The following is a 13,149-nucleotide window of genomic DNA, read 5'->3' on the forward strand; positions in this document are numbered from 1 at the left end:
TTTTCAACCTGCCGTTCTAGTCCGCACGTTCGCGTAGCTGCGCGAGCGTGCGGTCTTCTTCGCTGATCAGCTCCACGATACGGCCGCGAGCGCTCTCGATCGCGGTCACGTCCTCGGCAGCCACACTGCGCGCAGTGTAAAGCGTATCGATATCGCCAAGCGGCACCGCCGCCACGCTGCGGGCCGATTCGAGCTCGGCGAGCGCTACCTGTGCGCTGGCCCACGCAGGAGAACCTGTCGCAGTAGCCGCTGCCGCAGCGACCGTACGCTGGGCCGTGGGCGCAAGCCGCATGAACTCTGCGTGTGCCTCTTCTGCAGCGGCGACGAGTGCCGGCAGCACAACGTCGAGATCCCCTTCAAGATCGGTTTCCACTTCGGGAACCTCGATCGACTTGCGCTCGGGCGAGGCGAAACTGCCTTCGACCCGCTCCACATCCCTGATGGCCAGCGAGGGATAATCCCCGCTCGAGGCGGCACAGCCGCCGAGGGTGAGGATGAGAGCGGTAGAGAAACTTGCAATTCGCAGCATCGCGCTCACATAGCATGCGGCAGGACGCGCGCCAGCGTGAAAGGCAAAAAATGCCGGATGCCAGCGTTGACTTGATGGCGGGATTCGCCTAACGGCACGCTTCTTTCCGGGCCCGCCCTAGGTGGGTCGACGGGTGCGCCGTAGATTCGCAAGGATGCGGCACAGCAATTTGAACGAGAGATAACGACCATGTTCGCAGTAGTGCGCACGGGCGGCAAGCAATACCGGGTTGCCGCCGGAGACAAGATCGCGGTTGAGAAGCTGGCTGGCGAAGCCGGTGATACCATCACGCTGGGTGACGTCCTGCTTGCAGGCGAAGGCGACACGCTTTCGGATGCCGGCAAGGTAACCGTTTCGGCTGAAATCATCGCCCAGGCGAAGAGCGAGAAGGTCGTCGTTTTCAAGAAGCGTCGCCGCCACAACTATCGTCGCAAGAACGGCCACCGCCAGATGATGACGCTGCTGCGCATCACCGACGTGGGCACCGGCGGCGCCAAGAAGGCCGCTCCGAAGAAGGCCGAAGAAAAGAAGGCTGCTCCGAAGAAGGATTCTTCCGAAGAGAAGGCTGCGCCCAAGGCCAAGAAGGCAGCGCCCAAGAAGGCTGCTGCTACCAAGGCGGCTCCCGCCAAGAAGGCTCCTGCCAAGAAGGCAGCAGCCAAGAAGACCGAATCCAAGAAGTAAGGAACCCGGACCATGGCACATAAAAAAGCAGGCGGTTCATCGCGTAACGGTCGCGACTCAGCCGGTCGTCGTCTTGGTGTGAAGAAGTTCGGCAGCGAAAACGTCGTCGCCGGCAACATTATCGTGCGTCAGCGCGGCACGAAGTTCTACCCGGCCGTCAACGTCGGCATGGGCAAGGACCACACGCTGTTCGCGCTTACCGACGGCGTCGTCCGATTCCACTCGGGCAAGCTCGGCCGCAAATACGTATCGGTCGACCAAATGGCAGAAGCCGCAGAATAACCGGACAATCCGATAACGGGATCGTCCACACGGGACGGTCCCAGCCGGGCTAACGATCCGGCAGACGAAGAGGGAGATGGGGCCGACCCGTCTCCCTCTTGTCGTTTCTCCCTCTTCAAAACCGCATGGGCGAAAATTGCCTTTCGCCATCACGCAATTGTCACGCGTCCGGCCTAGGAGCCCGGAGCGTGGACCTGACGGGGAGTAAACGCATGTTCCATATCACCGAGAGGCTGCTGCTGCGGCCTGCATGGCCCGAAGATGCCGAGGCACTGTTTGGCGGGATCGCCGACCAGGGTGTCGTCCGCAATCTTGCCCGCGCGCCGTGGCCGTATCTCCCCCAACATGCCCGCGAATTCGTCATGCGAAAGCAGGACCCGCACTATCCGGTCTTCCTGATTACGAGGCCCGGTGACAATGGCTCCGACCTCATCGGCTGCATCGGCATCGATGCAAGCGGTGACGAGGTCGAACTTGGCTACTGGATCGCCCGCCCCTTCTGGGGCCGGGGATACGCCACCGAGGCAGCGCGCGGTGCGCTGGAAGTCGCGAAACTGCTCGGCCACGATCGGATCACAGCTGGCCACTTCGTCGACAATCCCGCTTCGGGCAAGGTGCTGAGAAAGCTCGGGTTCCGTCCGACCGGGCAGACTGCGCCGCGCCACAGCTGCGGTAGGGGCGAGGACGTCGATTGCGTCATGTACCGGCTCGAACTCGCAGCTGACAAAGGCGACACGCTCCAAGCGGCCTGACACCAAAAAGGCCCCGCGATCGCTCGCGGGGCCTTTCTTGCGACCCGATGGCTCGGGTTATTCGGCCGGGAGAAGGGCGTCTTCGAATTCGCCCTCGTACAGTCCGATCAATTCGCGATCGTCGTGATCCCACGGGTGGAAGCCGGGCTTGAAGTAGCTCAGCCACGCCGGGAAAATCCGGCGCACGACACCGGGGGATACGGTGAGGTATTTGAACAGGCCCCACTTGGCCTTCCAGCCGGTGATCCCGTCCTGCTCCAGCAGGTTGAGCGAGTCGATCCAGCGGTTCTTGAAGAAGCGTGCCGTGACGGTGATCATCACCAGGCTGCGAACCTTCCACCGGCGCCACTTCGACCAATCGCGCGTGGCGTGGTTCCAGGTGTCGTAGGCGACGCCCTTGTGCTCGATTTCCTCAGCCGAATGCCAGCGCCACATATCGCGCACTTCTGGATCGGCGTCCTTGAAATGTGCGGGATTGGCGAGGAATTCCGCTGCCATCATCGCCGTGTAATGCTCCAGCGCCATGGTGACGGCGAGGTTGGCGATAGCCGGGCGACCCTTGGTGAGTTCGAGCATTTCGGCGACACGCTTGTCGATCGCCTTGATGTCGTATCCGGCGTTTTCGGCCAGCTTGTTGAATGCGATGTGTTCGCGGGTGTGGTTGATTTCCTGGCGAACGAAGGCGCGGATTTCGGCCTCGAGCTTGGGGTTTGCACCCTCGCGATGCGCCTTGACCGCCTCGATGAAGAAGGCCTCTCCGCGCGGGAAAGTTGCGGATAGCGCATTGTGCCATGCCGTGCCGAAGGGCTCTCCGGCCCACCAGCGCCGCGGGTTGGTCCCGCGATTGAAACGCTCGTCACGCACGGTGATTGTCAGATCGGCCGGCGTCGGCGCGGTTTTGGCAGTCGCGGTATCGATAGGGAGGGGGGCGTTCATGTCCTGCTCCGTGGTTAACTTACATCAGTGTAAGTAGTGCCTACTGACACAAGTGTCAATAAGCTTCGCGGGCGGCTTCCCCTGTCCGCCGCAATGGTTTACCGGTTTGCCCCGATGGCCACCCGCAAACGACTTTCGCCCGAAGAATCGCGCCTCGCTGCCCTCGAGGCGGCGCGCGCCTTGCTGATCGAAACCGGACCGCAATCGGTGACGCTCAAGGCTGTTGCCGCGCGGATCGGGCGCACGCATGCCAACCTGCTGCACCATTTCGGCTCTGCAGCCGGTCTGCAAAAGGCGCTTGCCGCACATCTGGCCGAGACCGTCTGTTCAACGATCGCCGATGCTGTCCGCGCAAGCAGGGCGGGTCTTGGCAGCCCGCGCGAAGTCGTGGACCTGGCCTTCGATGCCTTCGACAAGGAGGGCGCAGGCGCGCTCGCCAGCTGGATGATCCTGACCGGCAACGAGGACGCGCTGACCCCGATCGTCGAGACGATCCACAATCTGGTAGACGAGATTGCCCCTTACGAGGCCGATCATGGCGATGCGACGCACGTCCACGAAGAAACACTGGCGCTCGTGCTGATGGCGATGGGCGATGCCCTGATCGGCACCGCCCTTTCCCGCTCTCTGGGATTGCCTTCGACTGCGGCGCGGGACCGTGCCGAACGGATGCTGGTCCGCAGCCTGGAAACTGCAAGCGACGCTGGCTAGTCGCGCCGGCGCGGGTCTTTCCATTGCGGAAGGACCAACTCCCCATTCGCCAGTTGCTCGGCAATCCGGTCTAGGACCTGACGCCGATCTCCCTCAGCTTCGGCACGCAAAGCCTCGGTCGCAGCGCTGAATGCCGTGTTCAGGGCCTCTTCGGCAGGGACGCTGACTTCGGGCTTCACACCGACATGCTCCCAATTCGTGCCGGTTATCGGATTGATCGCACGGCCGGTGGGAATGAAAGCGGTAAATCCATGCGCCAACGCCACAGGCCCGCCGGGATTGGCCCCGCCGCCGGTGGTTTCGCCGAACAGCGTCCCGCGCTTCTGCGTCTGGATATCGTAGGCCAGTTCCTCTCCGCCCGAAAACGTGCTGCTCGAAGTCAGGACATAGACCGGCCCCGTGAAGCGCGTTTCGACACTCTGGTCGGTCCAGAATTCGCGGGTCCGGTCCTCGGTCCGGTCGTAAATGCTGTTGAGGTGCCGAACATCGCCTTCGGCAAAGAGGTGGCTGGCGAATTGCGCCACCGCAGCCGGATCTCCGCCGCCATTGGAGCGCAGGTCGATAATCAACGCCTGGCTACCGGATACGAGTTCAATGGCCGATTCGTAGGCCCCGGCGACCGCTTCGGGAGGGCCGAAGAAACGCAGGTCGATATAACCGATATTGCCCGGCAGCATGGCGGTCCGGGCGACGCCGAAACCATGAAGAGCCATCTGACGATAGGTTTCGGCGACTTCCTCGGCACTCGGGGGTCCGTCGGTATGGTCGCCCTGCGGCACGAATTCCGGATCGTAACGCAGCTGCAGATGGCGGTCGTCGCCTGCTTCGCGCAGGTCGCTGCGCAGCGCTTCTGCAAAAGCGTTGGCGGTTTCGAAGGGGTCATACTTGCCGCTGTCTAGAAGCCTTTCCAGAGTTTGGCCGGTTTCAGTCCCCTTGTCCGGGAAGACGTAGTTCTTCTCTAATGCGTCACCCAAGGCTCTAACGACGTCTGCACGCATACCGGCGTCAATCGGCACATCGGCCATTTCCTGGGCGTTCGCCGTCAGGGGGGTTAGAGCCATCGCCGCGAGGCAAGCCAAAGATCTAATCATCGAACTCTCCCGGTCCATCGCAATTCGGAACGGGGCGAGGCTAACGAGCGACTACAACTGTAACCATCAATCTTCGACGAAGGCATCCTCAAGCCAGACGGGGGCAGTCGCGGGGTCGACGTCGGCGACGCGCAGATGGTCGACCGCCAGCTCGAGCTCGGCATACGCTGCCTTGCGCCGCTTTTCGTCGGATGTGGCGAGCGGGACCACCATCAGGCGGCGGTTGACCTTGCTGCGCCAATTCATCCGGGCGGTGTTTTCCTGGCCGATGTAGCATCCCTTGTCGAAAGCCACGCCGTGCAGCTCCACGGCATTGGTCTCCAGCCACAGGATGTCGCCCATCTCGGCGTATCCTTCGGGCACACCCAGACCGAGCCGGTGCGCGAGATACGCGTCGTCGGCGGGCTCGTCTTCGTCGGATACGGGCGCCAGCCAGCGTTGCCCCAATGACGCCAAGCGTGGGTCGGCTGCGCCGCCGTCTCCCGGCTCTTTCTGCCAATGGACGCCAAGGCTTTCATCGACACCGATGTCGATCTTGCGGCGCAGGCGATAGAGGGAAAGACGCTTGGCGAGGCTTTCCGCCTGGTCCTTCTCGCAATCGAGCAGGATCTCGCCGTCGGCGGCTGGCCAGACGAACATGTCGAACAGCATCTTGCCCTGAGGCGTCAGGAGCGCGGCGTATACCGGCAAGGCGCCCGACACGTCATTGGTCAGCAAGCCCTGGAGGAATGCCGCGACGTCCTCCTCTCCGTCGGTCGGGGCAAGGCGGATCACGGCGCGGTCGAAAAGGCGGCTTGCTGTCATGCGTGACAGATAGGCCGATGCTGGCCATAGGCAATGTCGTGGACTTCGAATTCGAACAATTGGTCTTTTCCGGAGGCGGTATTCGCTGCTTCTGGCATGGCGGTTTCCTGGCCGGAGCGGGCGATGCGCTGGCGCTTGATCCCGCGCGGGTAAGCGGCGTCTCGGGTGGAGCCTTGAGTGCAGCGACCTGGATCAGCGGCCGGGAACGCGACCTCCTGATGCTCATGACCGAGGCGTTCCGGATCAATGAGGCCAACTATGCCCGCAAGCGATCGAACTTCACTCCGCATGAAGAAATTTACCGCGCCGTGGTCGAAACCACGCTCGATGCCGAAGCGATCGAGCGGATTGCGGAAGGTCCGCAGTTCCAGGTCTATCTTTCCTGTCCGCCAGCAGGCCTTCCGCCCATGGCAGCGGCGGTCGTTTACGGCATCCTCTACAAGCTGGATCAGGCGGTGCGCTCTACGCCGCACCTGGAATGGCCGCGCCGTGCAGGCCTCACGTCCCTATGCGTCGATGCGCGCCAGGCGGCCCGCGACGGTGCTCTTGTCGATCTTATCTGCGCGGCGGCTACGATCCCCCCAGTTTTCGATGTCCCGCAGTGGGAAGGGGACCGCGTGCTCGATGGCGGGATGCTGGACAAGGCGCCGCCGCCCCAGCCGGACGAAGGCCGCACGCTCACGCTGCTTTCGAGCCGCTATGCCCGCTTCCCTGATGAGGGACGCAAAACATACGTACAGCCGAGCCGTGAAGTCGCCGCCGACAAGATCGACTTCGCCAATGCCGACAAGGTCACCCGGACATGGGAGCAAGGTGAAGAGGATGCGCGCGCATGGCTGGCAGATCAGCAAAAGCAGGGCTAAGGGAAGCGCGAACATGACCCAGACTCTCACCATCCGCCGCCCCGACGACTGGCACCTTCATTTCCGCGACGGTGCAACGATGGAAGCGGTCGTGCCGCATACCGCGCGCCAGTTCGCACGCGCGATCGTCATGCCCAACCTCTCGCCGCCGGTTACCACCAGCGCGCTGGCGAGAGAATACCGCGCCCGGATCAGTGCAGCGGTACCCGCAGGAGTCGACTTCACACCGCTTATGACCGCCTATCTCACGGACGAAACCAACCCGGCGGATTTCGCCACCGGTTACGTCGAAGGCGTGCTGACCGCTGCCAAGCTTTACCCGGCAGGTGCCACAACCAATTCCGCCCACGGCGTGACCGACGTGGCCAATATCGAGCGCGTCCTCGAGAAAATGGCGGAAATCGGGATGCCGCTTTGCGTGCATGGCGAAGTCACTCACGCCGATATCGACATCTTCGACCGCGAAGCCGTGTTCATCGACCGCGTACTTGCCCCGCTGGTCGAGCGCCTTCCCGAATTGAAGGTCATCTTCGAACACATCACGACGCGGCAGGCGGTCGAGTTCGTGGATGCGTCTGGCCCGAACATCGCGGCGACGATCACGCCGCAGCACCTCCACATCAATCGCAACGCCATTCTGGTCGGCGGTATCAGGCCGCATATGTTCTGCCTGCCGGTGGCCAAGCGGGAAGAGCATCGGCTTGCCTTGCGCAAGGCGGCGACCGGCGGTTCGGCCAAGTATTTCCTCGGGACCGACAGCGCACCGCACCATCGCCATGCCAAGGAATCGGATTGCGGCTGCGCGGGGATCTTCAACGCGCCTTTCGCGCTAGAAAGCTATGTCACGGTTTTCGACGAGGAGGACGCGCTCGACCGGTTCGAAGCCTTTGCCAGCCTGAATGGTCCGGCTTTCTATTCCCTGCCCGTCAATGAAGAGACGGTCACGCTGGAAAAGGTCTCTGTCGAAGTGCCGGACGAGGTCGATGGCGGAGAGGCGCGTATCGTCCCCTTCCATGCCGGCGAAACGCTCAACTGGCGATTGGCGTCCTAGAGCGGCTCCAAAGGTCCCAGACGAAGATCGCCGCTGCTGTCCAGATGCAGGCGAAGCAAGCGGCCTGCGCCCATTTCAGCTCTTCGCCGAATACCGTGAGGCCCAGTACGAAGACGATGCTGGGTGCAAGGAACTGGATGAAGCCCAGCGTCGAATAGGGCAGTTTGCGCGCAGCGATGGCGAACAGCAGGAGCGGGAATGCGGTCAGCGCGCCGCCCAACATGATCGCCGCGCCGAGCCCGAAGGATTGCGTGAAAGAGGACCCCGCGGGCAATCCGGCATAGTAGATCGCGACACCTGCCGCGGGCAGGCTCAGCAAGAGGGATTCGATGGTGAGACCGGGCAGGGCGCCCACGTCCACTTGCTTGCGAATTAGGCCGTAGGTGCCAAAACTCAGCGCCAGGGTAAGGCTTATCCATAGCGTGGTCAGCGCTCCGGCCAGCAGCATGGAAACACCGATCCCCGCCAGAGCGACCGCCGCCCACTGCGCGCGGCTCAATCGCTCTCCCAAGAGCAGAGTACCGAGCAGCACATTGACGAGCGGATTGATGTAATAGCCGAGGCTGGCCGCGTAGACATTGCCCTGCTGGATAGCCCAGACATAGACGACCCAGTTGATCGCGATCAGCGTGGCGCTGGTCAGCAAGAGCATCATGACTTTCGGCGTCGCAAGGGCAGCCCTCAATTGTGGCAGCTGCTTCCTCACGGCCACGATCACGAGGCACAGCGGGAGCGTCCACAATATCCGCCAGCCGACGAATTCGAAGGCCGGAACCTCTCTGACGAGCAGCAGGTACAGCGGCAGGAATCCCCATATCACATAGGCACCCAGCGCGGAGGTAAGGCCCGAACGGCGCTGGTCGGATTCTGTCGTGTCCATGAACCGCTGCCGCCTAGGCGCGCTTCAATCCGGCTGCAAGCATCAATTCGTCGCTTGTTAAGCCTCAACTCGTCGAAACTGAACAAACCTGACTGCGATGTTGCAAATCATTCAGGAAGCGAGGCGTAATCCTGAACGCCATCGACGCACCCCGAGTCGAATACGACCAAGGATTTGAACTATGGCTACCCTTCTCAAGACTGCTTCGCTGGCCCTCGCGGCCACCGGCCTCACTCTCGCTGCTCCGGCATCTGCCGCAGTTCCGGCCCATGCCGCACCGCAGGCGCATAGCGTCGCGGCATCGATCGCCGGCGACATGACCTACGAGCATGGCAAGAAGCGCAAGCACAAGAACTGGAAGCGCGGCCATCGCGGACATCACGATGATTATCGCGGTTATCGCGCACCGCGCCCCTATTACATGGGCTACGACCGCGATTACGGACAGCCGGTCTATCGCGACACTCGCATCTGGCGCGGCCGCGACGGACGTTACTATTGCGAGCGCGAGAACGGCACGACCGGCCTCCTGATCGGTGCAGGCGTAGGCGCACTGATCGGCCATGAAGTGGCCGGTCGCGGCGGTGACCGCACCCTCGGTGCGATCATCGGCGGTGCCGCAGGCGCGCTGCTCGGTCGCTCGATCGACCGGTCGAACACCCGCTGCGGCTAATCAGACAAGAGCTTGAGGCCGTGCCCACCCGCGGCTGATAGCGCGACCTTCGGGTCGTGTCGGGCGTCGTCCGCACCCTCACCAGAGGGGCGGGCGGCGCCCTTTATGCGTGGGCGAGACAGTGTCCCGCATTGAGCCATCTGCGTGCAGCGTATGGTCAATTCGGCGCGGGAAAGGCATATCGCACTGGAAATGTGCCGGAGATGCCAGAAATGAAGCTGCGCCTGATTGCCCTTGCTGCCCCCATCGCGATGCTCGCCGCCTGTTCGGGCGGCAACGGAGATGCCGAGGACGGCGATGACATGAATGCCGCCAGCGAGGGTGCGCTCAACGAAAATCTCGCGACCGATCCCGACCTTGCGAACAGCAGCGAAGAAGGCGCCGCATTGTCCGGTACGGGCAACCAGAACATCCCCAGGATCGACACCTCCGAGAGGGCGATCGAGGACGCGCGCAGCCGCGCGGTCCAGATGGTCGGCGGTAGCGCCAACATGGATGCTCTCCCGACCGCAAAGCGACTGGGGGAGGGCGCAGCGGACACGCCCGCCATGGTCCAGGCCGCACGCGCGCTGCAGGGGCCGGGCAATACCAATTGCTTCGAAAAGGTCAGCTACTCGGCCTCTTGGTCGGCCAAGCTACCAGCGGAATTCCCGATCTATCCGCGCGGCAACACCATCGAAGCTGCTGGCAGTGACGAGGGTAATTGCGCCGTTCGTGCCGTCACCTTCCGCACAGGCGTTCCGAAGAGCGATGTGCTGGCGTTCTACGCGACCCGCGCAGCCGATGCCGGCTACACGGTCGAACACGCGCTCAAGGGCGGCGAAAACGTGCTGTCCGCCATCGACGGGCAAAGCGCGATGGTCATCTATGCCCGCGACTTGCCGGGCAAAGTCACCGAAATCGACCTGGTCACCAGCAAACGCTGAGCCCGGCGGGGATCAGCCTTCCTTGAGGCCGATCCCGATGCTGGCACGCGGCTGGTCCATTTCCGTGCTGGCGACCGGATAGGCGCAGTAATCCGCTGCATAGAATGCGGCCGGGCGATGGTTGCCCGAAAGGCCCACACCGCCGAACGGGGCGGCAGACGACGCACCGTTGGTCGGGCGGTTCCAATTGAGGATGCCCGCGCGCGCTTCGAACCAGAACCGTTCGAAATCTTCGGGCTTGCCGCCCATCAGCGAGGCGGAGAGGCCGTAGCGGGTATTATTCGCCTCTGCGATTGCCGCGTCGAAATCCTGGACGCGGATGACCTGCAGCAACGGTCCGAAGAGCTCGATATCAGGGCGATCGCTCATTTCGGTGGCGTCGATGATCGACGGCGAGAGGAAGGGTAGCTGTTCGTCGGGACGCTTCATATGCATCACCGGCTTGCCGCCACGGCTGATCAGCGCAACAAAGCTTTCGGACAGCAGATCCGCCGTCTGGTTGTCGATGACACTGCCCATGAAGGGCTGCGGGTCGGCAAAGGGTTCGCCGACGATCAGCTTTTCCGCCAGTTGTTTCACCGCAGGCACGATCTTGTCGTAGACACTGTCGACCACGATCAGGCGACGCGCCGCCGTGCAACGCTGGCCGGCCGTGGTGAAGGCCGACTGGATGATTGTCGCCGCGGCATCGTCGATCTTGGGCGTATCGAGCATGACGATGGGGTTGTTGCCGCCCATCTCCAGCGCGACGATCTTGGCCGGGTTGCTGGCCAGCTTGCGGTTGATCGCAATGCCTGCACGCGCCGATCCCGTGAACAGAACACCGTCGACCATGGCGTGTTCGACCAGAGCCTTGCCTTCCTCGGCACCGCCGTGGAGGCATTGGACAACGCCTTCCGGAATGCCCGAGGCGTTGAAGCATTTCACCAGGAATTCGCCAACAGCCGGGGTCTTCTCGCTCGGCTTGAAGATCACGACGTTACCCGCGATGAGAGCGGGCACGATGTGGCCGTTCGGAAGGTGGGCAGGAAAATTGTAGGGACCCAGGACAGCCATCACGCCATGCGGCTTGTGACGCAAGGCCGCCGTACCCTGCAGCGCGCTGTCCAGCTTCTTCTGGCCAGTGCGTTCGGCATAGGCCGTGACCGAGATTTCGACCTTGCCGACAACGGCCTGCACTTCGGTCTTGGCTTCCCATAGGGGCTTGCCGGTTTCGCGTGCGATAAGCTCGGCGAAGGGATCGGCCTGCTTGCGCACTTCGTTGGCGAAGCGGCGGACCAGTTCGATACGCTGGCCGACGGGTTGGCGAGCCCATTCGGTCTTGGCCTTGAGCGCTACATCGATAGCCTGCTCGACATTCCCGGCTTCGCCCTTCCAGAGCAGTTTGCCGGTGGCCGGTTCGGTAGAAATCATTTCGGCTTGCGACACGTATCGTCCCTTCCTCTCGCTCGTGCGAGCTTCTCGCGCCGCCTATGTGACAGGCGCGCCTGCGCGTCAAATCAAGTGTGCTGCCCTAGCGCTCGTCGGGCAGGGCGGGTGCCGGACCATGGGCACAGCCCATGCGGCGAAGTGCGTCGATCTTCGCATGGAGCGGTGACCAGTCGTCGCTCCGGTCGATCGCGGCCCAGATGGCTTCGACCTCCTCGATCAGCATCGACTGCGGCGCTTCGTCGGACCAGTATTCAAGCGTATCCGCGACGGGTTCGTAACCCGCAAGCGCGATGGCAAGATCGCCTTCTGCATTTCGTCCGCCACGATGCCGGAAGAAGAATTCGTCCGGCTGTGCCTCGCTTTCCGCCATCAGTGCCTCGCACGTGCCGACCAGCCGTGCGTCGTCGTTACCGCCCTTGGGCACGACGCCAAGACGCCAGCACCAGCGCCGCGCGACCGCATCCATGTAAAGCGGACCGAAACGCTCCATCGCCGCGATCAGGGGCGGGGCGTCGCAGATCAGCCTCAGCGCAATTGCGAACTGGCCGCAATTCCAGTGCAATGCCTCGGGCTGGCGACCGAAGGCATAGAGGCCCGAGTGGTCGAAATAGGCAGCGGTGAAGCCGGGTTTCCATTGCGGCAGGAAGCGCCAGGGGCCGTAGTCGAAACTCTCGCCCGTGATGTTCATGTTGTCGGTGTTGAGTACGCCGTGGACGAAGCCTGCGACCATCCAGGCGGCGGCCAGATCGGCCAACCGCTCGACCACCTGGTGCATCAGGCGCACAGCTGGTTCGTCGCGTCCGGGCGCGTCCTCTGGCGGGGGAGGGCCGGAAAACTGCGTCAGGCAGTACTCGACCAGCGCTTCCATGTGCTCTTTCTCTTCCAGGGCAAGCAAGCGCTGGAACGTTCCGATGCGGATATGCCCGTGGCTGAGCCGCGTCATGACCGCCGAACGGGTGGGCGAGGGTTCGTCATTGCGCTGGAGTTGCTCACCGGTCTCGACCACGCTGAAGGTCTTCGACGTATTCACGCCCAGCGCTTCGAGCATTTCGGTGGCTAGGATTTCGCGCACCGCGCCTTTCAAAGTCAGGCGACCGTCGCCAGCGCGGCTCCACGGAGTCTGGCCCGATCCCTTGGTGCCGAGATCGAGCAGGCGGTCCTCCCCGTCGCGCAGCTGGGCGAACAGGAAGCCGCGCCCGTCGCCAAGTTCGGGATTGTACACACGGAACTGGTGCCCGTGATAGCGCAGGGCCAGCGGCTGGGGCAGGTTGTCCGGCAAGGGGGCGAAGCGCCCGAAATGACGTGCCCACTCCTCGTCGTCCAGGTCCGCTAGGCCAACTGCTGCCGCCCAGCGATCGTTGCGAAACCGCAATTTCGTTTCCGGAAAATCGGCCGCTTCGACCGGATCGCCAAGCCAGTCGGTAAGGGCCAGGATAGGCGTGTCGGGACGGTAGGCGGCAGGTTGTGGGGCGTCTGGCATCGCCTTGGAGATGTGGTCCCGAGACACTGCACGCAAGTCATGGCTCGAAATTTGCCGCG

15 protein-coding genes are annotated in these 13,149 nt (G+C 63.0%); 8 read left to right on the forward strand and 7 right to left on the reverse strand.

What is annotated here, in order from left to right; genetic code table 11:
• Positions 1-16: 16 nt before the first annotated feature.
• On the reverse strand, positions 17-538 hold the full coding sequence (locus tag LCM24_RS10360) for a hypothetical protein (protein WP_224804080.1): 522 nt from the start codon (positions 536-538) through the stop codon (positions 17-19).
• Between the two features lie 180 nt (positions 539-718).
• Here LCM24_RS10360 and rplU point away from each other — a divergent pair, with 180 nt between their 5' ends.
• The 3 genes from rplU to LCM24_RS10375 all read left to right on the forward strand — a co-directional run bounded on the left by rplU (position 719) and on the right by LCM24_RS10375 (position 2,244).
• Positions 719-1,210 carry a 50S ribosomal protein L21 gene (rplU, locus tag LCM24_RS10365; RefSeq protein WP_160594522.1) on the forward strand — a complete coding sequence of 164 codons (492 nt, stop codon included), beginning with the start codon at positions 719-721 and terminating at the stop codon, positions 1,208-1,210.
• Between the two features lie 12 nt (positions 1,211-1,222).
• The gene (gene rpmA, locus LCM24_RS10370; protein WP_006833595.1) at positions 1,223-1,492 is read left to right on the forward strand and encodes a 50S ribosomal protein L27; all 270 of its coding nucleotides are present in this window, start codon (positions 1,223-1,225) and stop codon (positions 1,490-1,492) included.
• A 212-nt stretch (positions 1,493-1,704) separates the two neighbouring features.
• On the forward strand, positions 1,705-2,244 hold the full coding sequence (locus LCM24_RS10375; protein WP_224804082.1) for a GNAT family N-acetyltransferase: 540 nt from the start codon (positions 1,705-1,707) through the stop codon (positions 2,242-2,244).
• 57 nt (positions 2,245-2,301) lie between these two features.
• Here the strand turns inward: LCM24_RS10375 and LCM24_RS10380 are convergent, their stop codons facing one another.
• Entirely contained in the window at positions 2,302-3,180 is an 879-nt protein-coding gene (locus LCM24_RS10380) for a metal-dependent hydrolase (RefSeq protein ID WP_224804084.1), read from the reverse strand.
• 114 nt (positions 3,181-3,294) lie between these two features.
• Between LCM24_RS10380 and LCM24_RS10385 the strand changes: the two genes are divergently transcribed.
• A complete protein-coding gene (locus LCM24_RS10385) occupies positions 3,295-3,891 on the forward strand; it encodes a TetR/AcrR family transcriptional regulator (RefSeq protein WP_090482380.1) in 597 nt (198 codons plus the stop codon).
• Here the strand turns inward: LCM24_RS10385 and LCM24_RS10390 are convergent.
• Entirely contained in the window at positions 3,888-4,952 is a 1,065-nt protein-coding gene (locus LCM24_RS10390) for a S41 family peptidase (protein WP_224804086.1), read from the reverse strand. The two genes, LCM24_RS10385 and LCM24_RS10390, sit on opposite strands and share 4 nt — an antisense overlap.
• A 96-nt stretch (positions 4,953-5,048) precedes the next feature.
• Positions 5,049-5,786 (reverse strand): YgfZ/GcvT domain-containing protein, encoded by a 738-nt coding sequence (locus tag LCM24_RS10395; RefSeq protein ID WP_224804088.1) that lies wholly within the window; start codon positions 5,784-5,786, stop codon positions 5,049-5,051.
• 2 nt (positions 5,787-5,788) lie between these two features.
• Here LCM24_RS10395 and LCM24_RS10400 point away from each other — a divergent pair, with 2 nt between their 5' ends.
• Positions 5,789-6,649, forward strand: coding sequence for a patatin-like phospholipase family protein (locus LCM24_RS10400; protein ID WP_224804090.1), 861 nt, complete (start codon positions 5,789-5,791; stop codon positions 6,647-6,649).
• Between the two features lie 13 nt (positions 6,650-6,662).
• Positions 6,663-7,700: a dihydroorotase gene (gene pyrC / locus LCM24_RS10405; RefSeq protein WP_224804092.1), complete on the forward strand. Its 1,038-nt coding sequence runs from the start codon at positions 6,663-6,665 to the stop codon at positions 7,698-7,700.
• Here pyrC and rarD read toward each other — a convergent pair.
• A complete protein-coding gene (rarD, locus tag LCM24_RS10410) occupies positions 7,678-8,580 on the reverse strand; it encodes an EamA family transporter RarD (protein WP_224804094.1) in 903 nt (300 codons plus the stop codon). The two genes, pyrC and rarD, sit on opposite strands and share 23 nt — an antisense overlap.
• Before the next feature lie 181 nt (positions 8,581-8,761).
• Here rarD and LCM24_RS10415 point away from each other — a divergent pair, with 181 nt between their 5' ends.
• Complete coding sequence (locus LCM24_RS10415) at positions 8,762-9,253, forward strand: glycine zipper 2TM domain-containing protein (protein WP_224804096.1); 492 nt, start codon at positions 8,762-8,764, stop codon at positions 9,251-9,253.
• Positions 9,254-9,465: 212 nt separating this feature from the next.
• Positions 9,466-10,179 (forward strand): hypothetical protein, encoded by a 714-nt coding sequence (locus tag LCM24_RS10420; RefSeq protein ID WP_224804098.1) that lies wholly within the window; start codon positions 9,466-9,468, stop codon positions 10,177-10,179.
• 12 nt (positions 10,180-10,191) lie between these two features.
• Here LCM24_RS10420 and astD read toward each other — a convergent pair whose 3' ends face one another.
• Together astD and LCM24_RS10430 are read right to left on the reverse strand one after the other, a co-directional pair.
• Entirely contained in the window at positions 10,192-11,592 is a 1,401-nt protein-coding gene (gene astD / locus LCM24_RS10425) for a succinylglutamate-semialdehyde dehydrogenase (protein WP_224804937.1), read from the reverse strand.
• Between the two features lie 100 nt (positions 11,593-11,692).
• On the reverse strand, positions 11,693-13,090 hold the full coding sequence (locus LCM24_RS10430; RefSeq protein ID WP_224804101.1) for a protein adenylyltransferase SelO family protein: 1,398 nt from the start codon (positions 13,088-13,090) through the stop codon (positions 11,693-11,695).
• Between the last annotated feature and the right edge of the window lie 59 nt (positions 13,091-13,149).

It is taken from the genome of Qipengyuania aquimaris (genome assembly GCF_020171965.1).
Lineage (GTDB): Bacteria > Pseudomonadota > Alphaproteobacteria > Sphingomonadales > Sphingomonadaceae > Qipengyuania > Qipengyuania aquimaris_A.

Bases quoted from the DNA above. Each gene is read 5' to 3' on its own strand.
- rplU (WP_160594522.1), top strand. From the start codon at position 719: ATGTTCGCAGTAGTGCGCACGGGCGGCAAGCAATACCGGGTTGCCGCC.
- rpmA (WP_006833595.1), top strand. From the start codon at position 1,223: ATGGCACATAAAAAAGCAGGCGGTTCATCGCGTAACGGTCGCGACTCA.
- LCM24_RS10375 (WP_224804082.1), top strand. From the start codon at position 1,705: ATGTTCCATATCACCGAGAGGCTGCTGCTGCGGCCTGCATGGCCCGAA.
- LCM24_RS10380 (WP_224804084.1), bottom strand. From the start codon at position 3,180: ATGAACGCCCCCCTCCCTATCGATACCGCGACTGCCAAAACCGCGCCG.
- LCM24_RS10385 (WP_090482380.1), top strand. From the start codon at position 3,295: ATGGCCACCCGCAAACGACTTTCGCCCGAAGAATCGCGCCTCGCTGCC.
- LCM24_RS10390 (WP_224804086.1), bottom strand. From the start codon at position 4,952: ATGGCTCTAACCCCCCTGACGGCGAACGCCCAGGAAATGGCCGATGTG.
- LCM24_RS10395 (WP_224804088.1), bottom strand. From the start codon at position 5,786: ATGACAGCAAGCCGCCTTTTCGACCGCGCCGTGATCCGCCTTGCCCCG.
- pyrC (WP_224804092.1), top strand. From the start codon at position 6,663: ATGACCCAGACTCTCACCATCCGCCGCCCCGACGACTGGCACCTTCAT.
- rarD (WP_224804094.1), bottom strand. From the start codon at position 8,580: ATGGACACGACAGAATCCGACCAGCGCCGTTCGGGCCTTACCTCCGCG.
- LCM24_RS10415 (WP_224804096.1), top strand. From the start codon at position 8,762: ATGGCTACCCTTCTCAAGACTGCTTCGCTGGCCCTCGCGGCCACCGGC.
- LCM24_RS10420 (WP_224804098.1), top strand. From the start codon at position 9,466: ATGAAGCTGCGCCTGATTGCCCTTGCTGCCCCCATCGCGATGCTCGCC.
- astD (WP_224804937.1), bottom strand. From the start codon at position 11,592: ATGATTTCTACCGAACCGGCCACCGGCAAACTGCTCTGGAAGGGCGAA.
- LCM24_RS10430 (WP_224804101.1), bottom strand. From the start codon at position 13,090: ATGCCAGACGCCCCACAACCTGCCGCCTACCGTCCCGACACGCCTATC.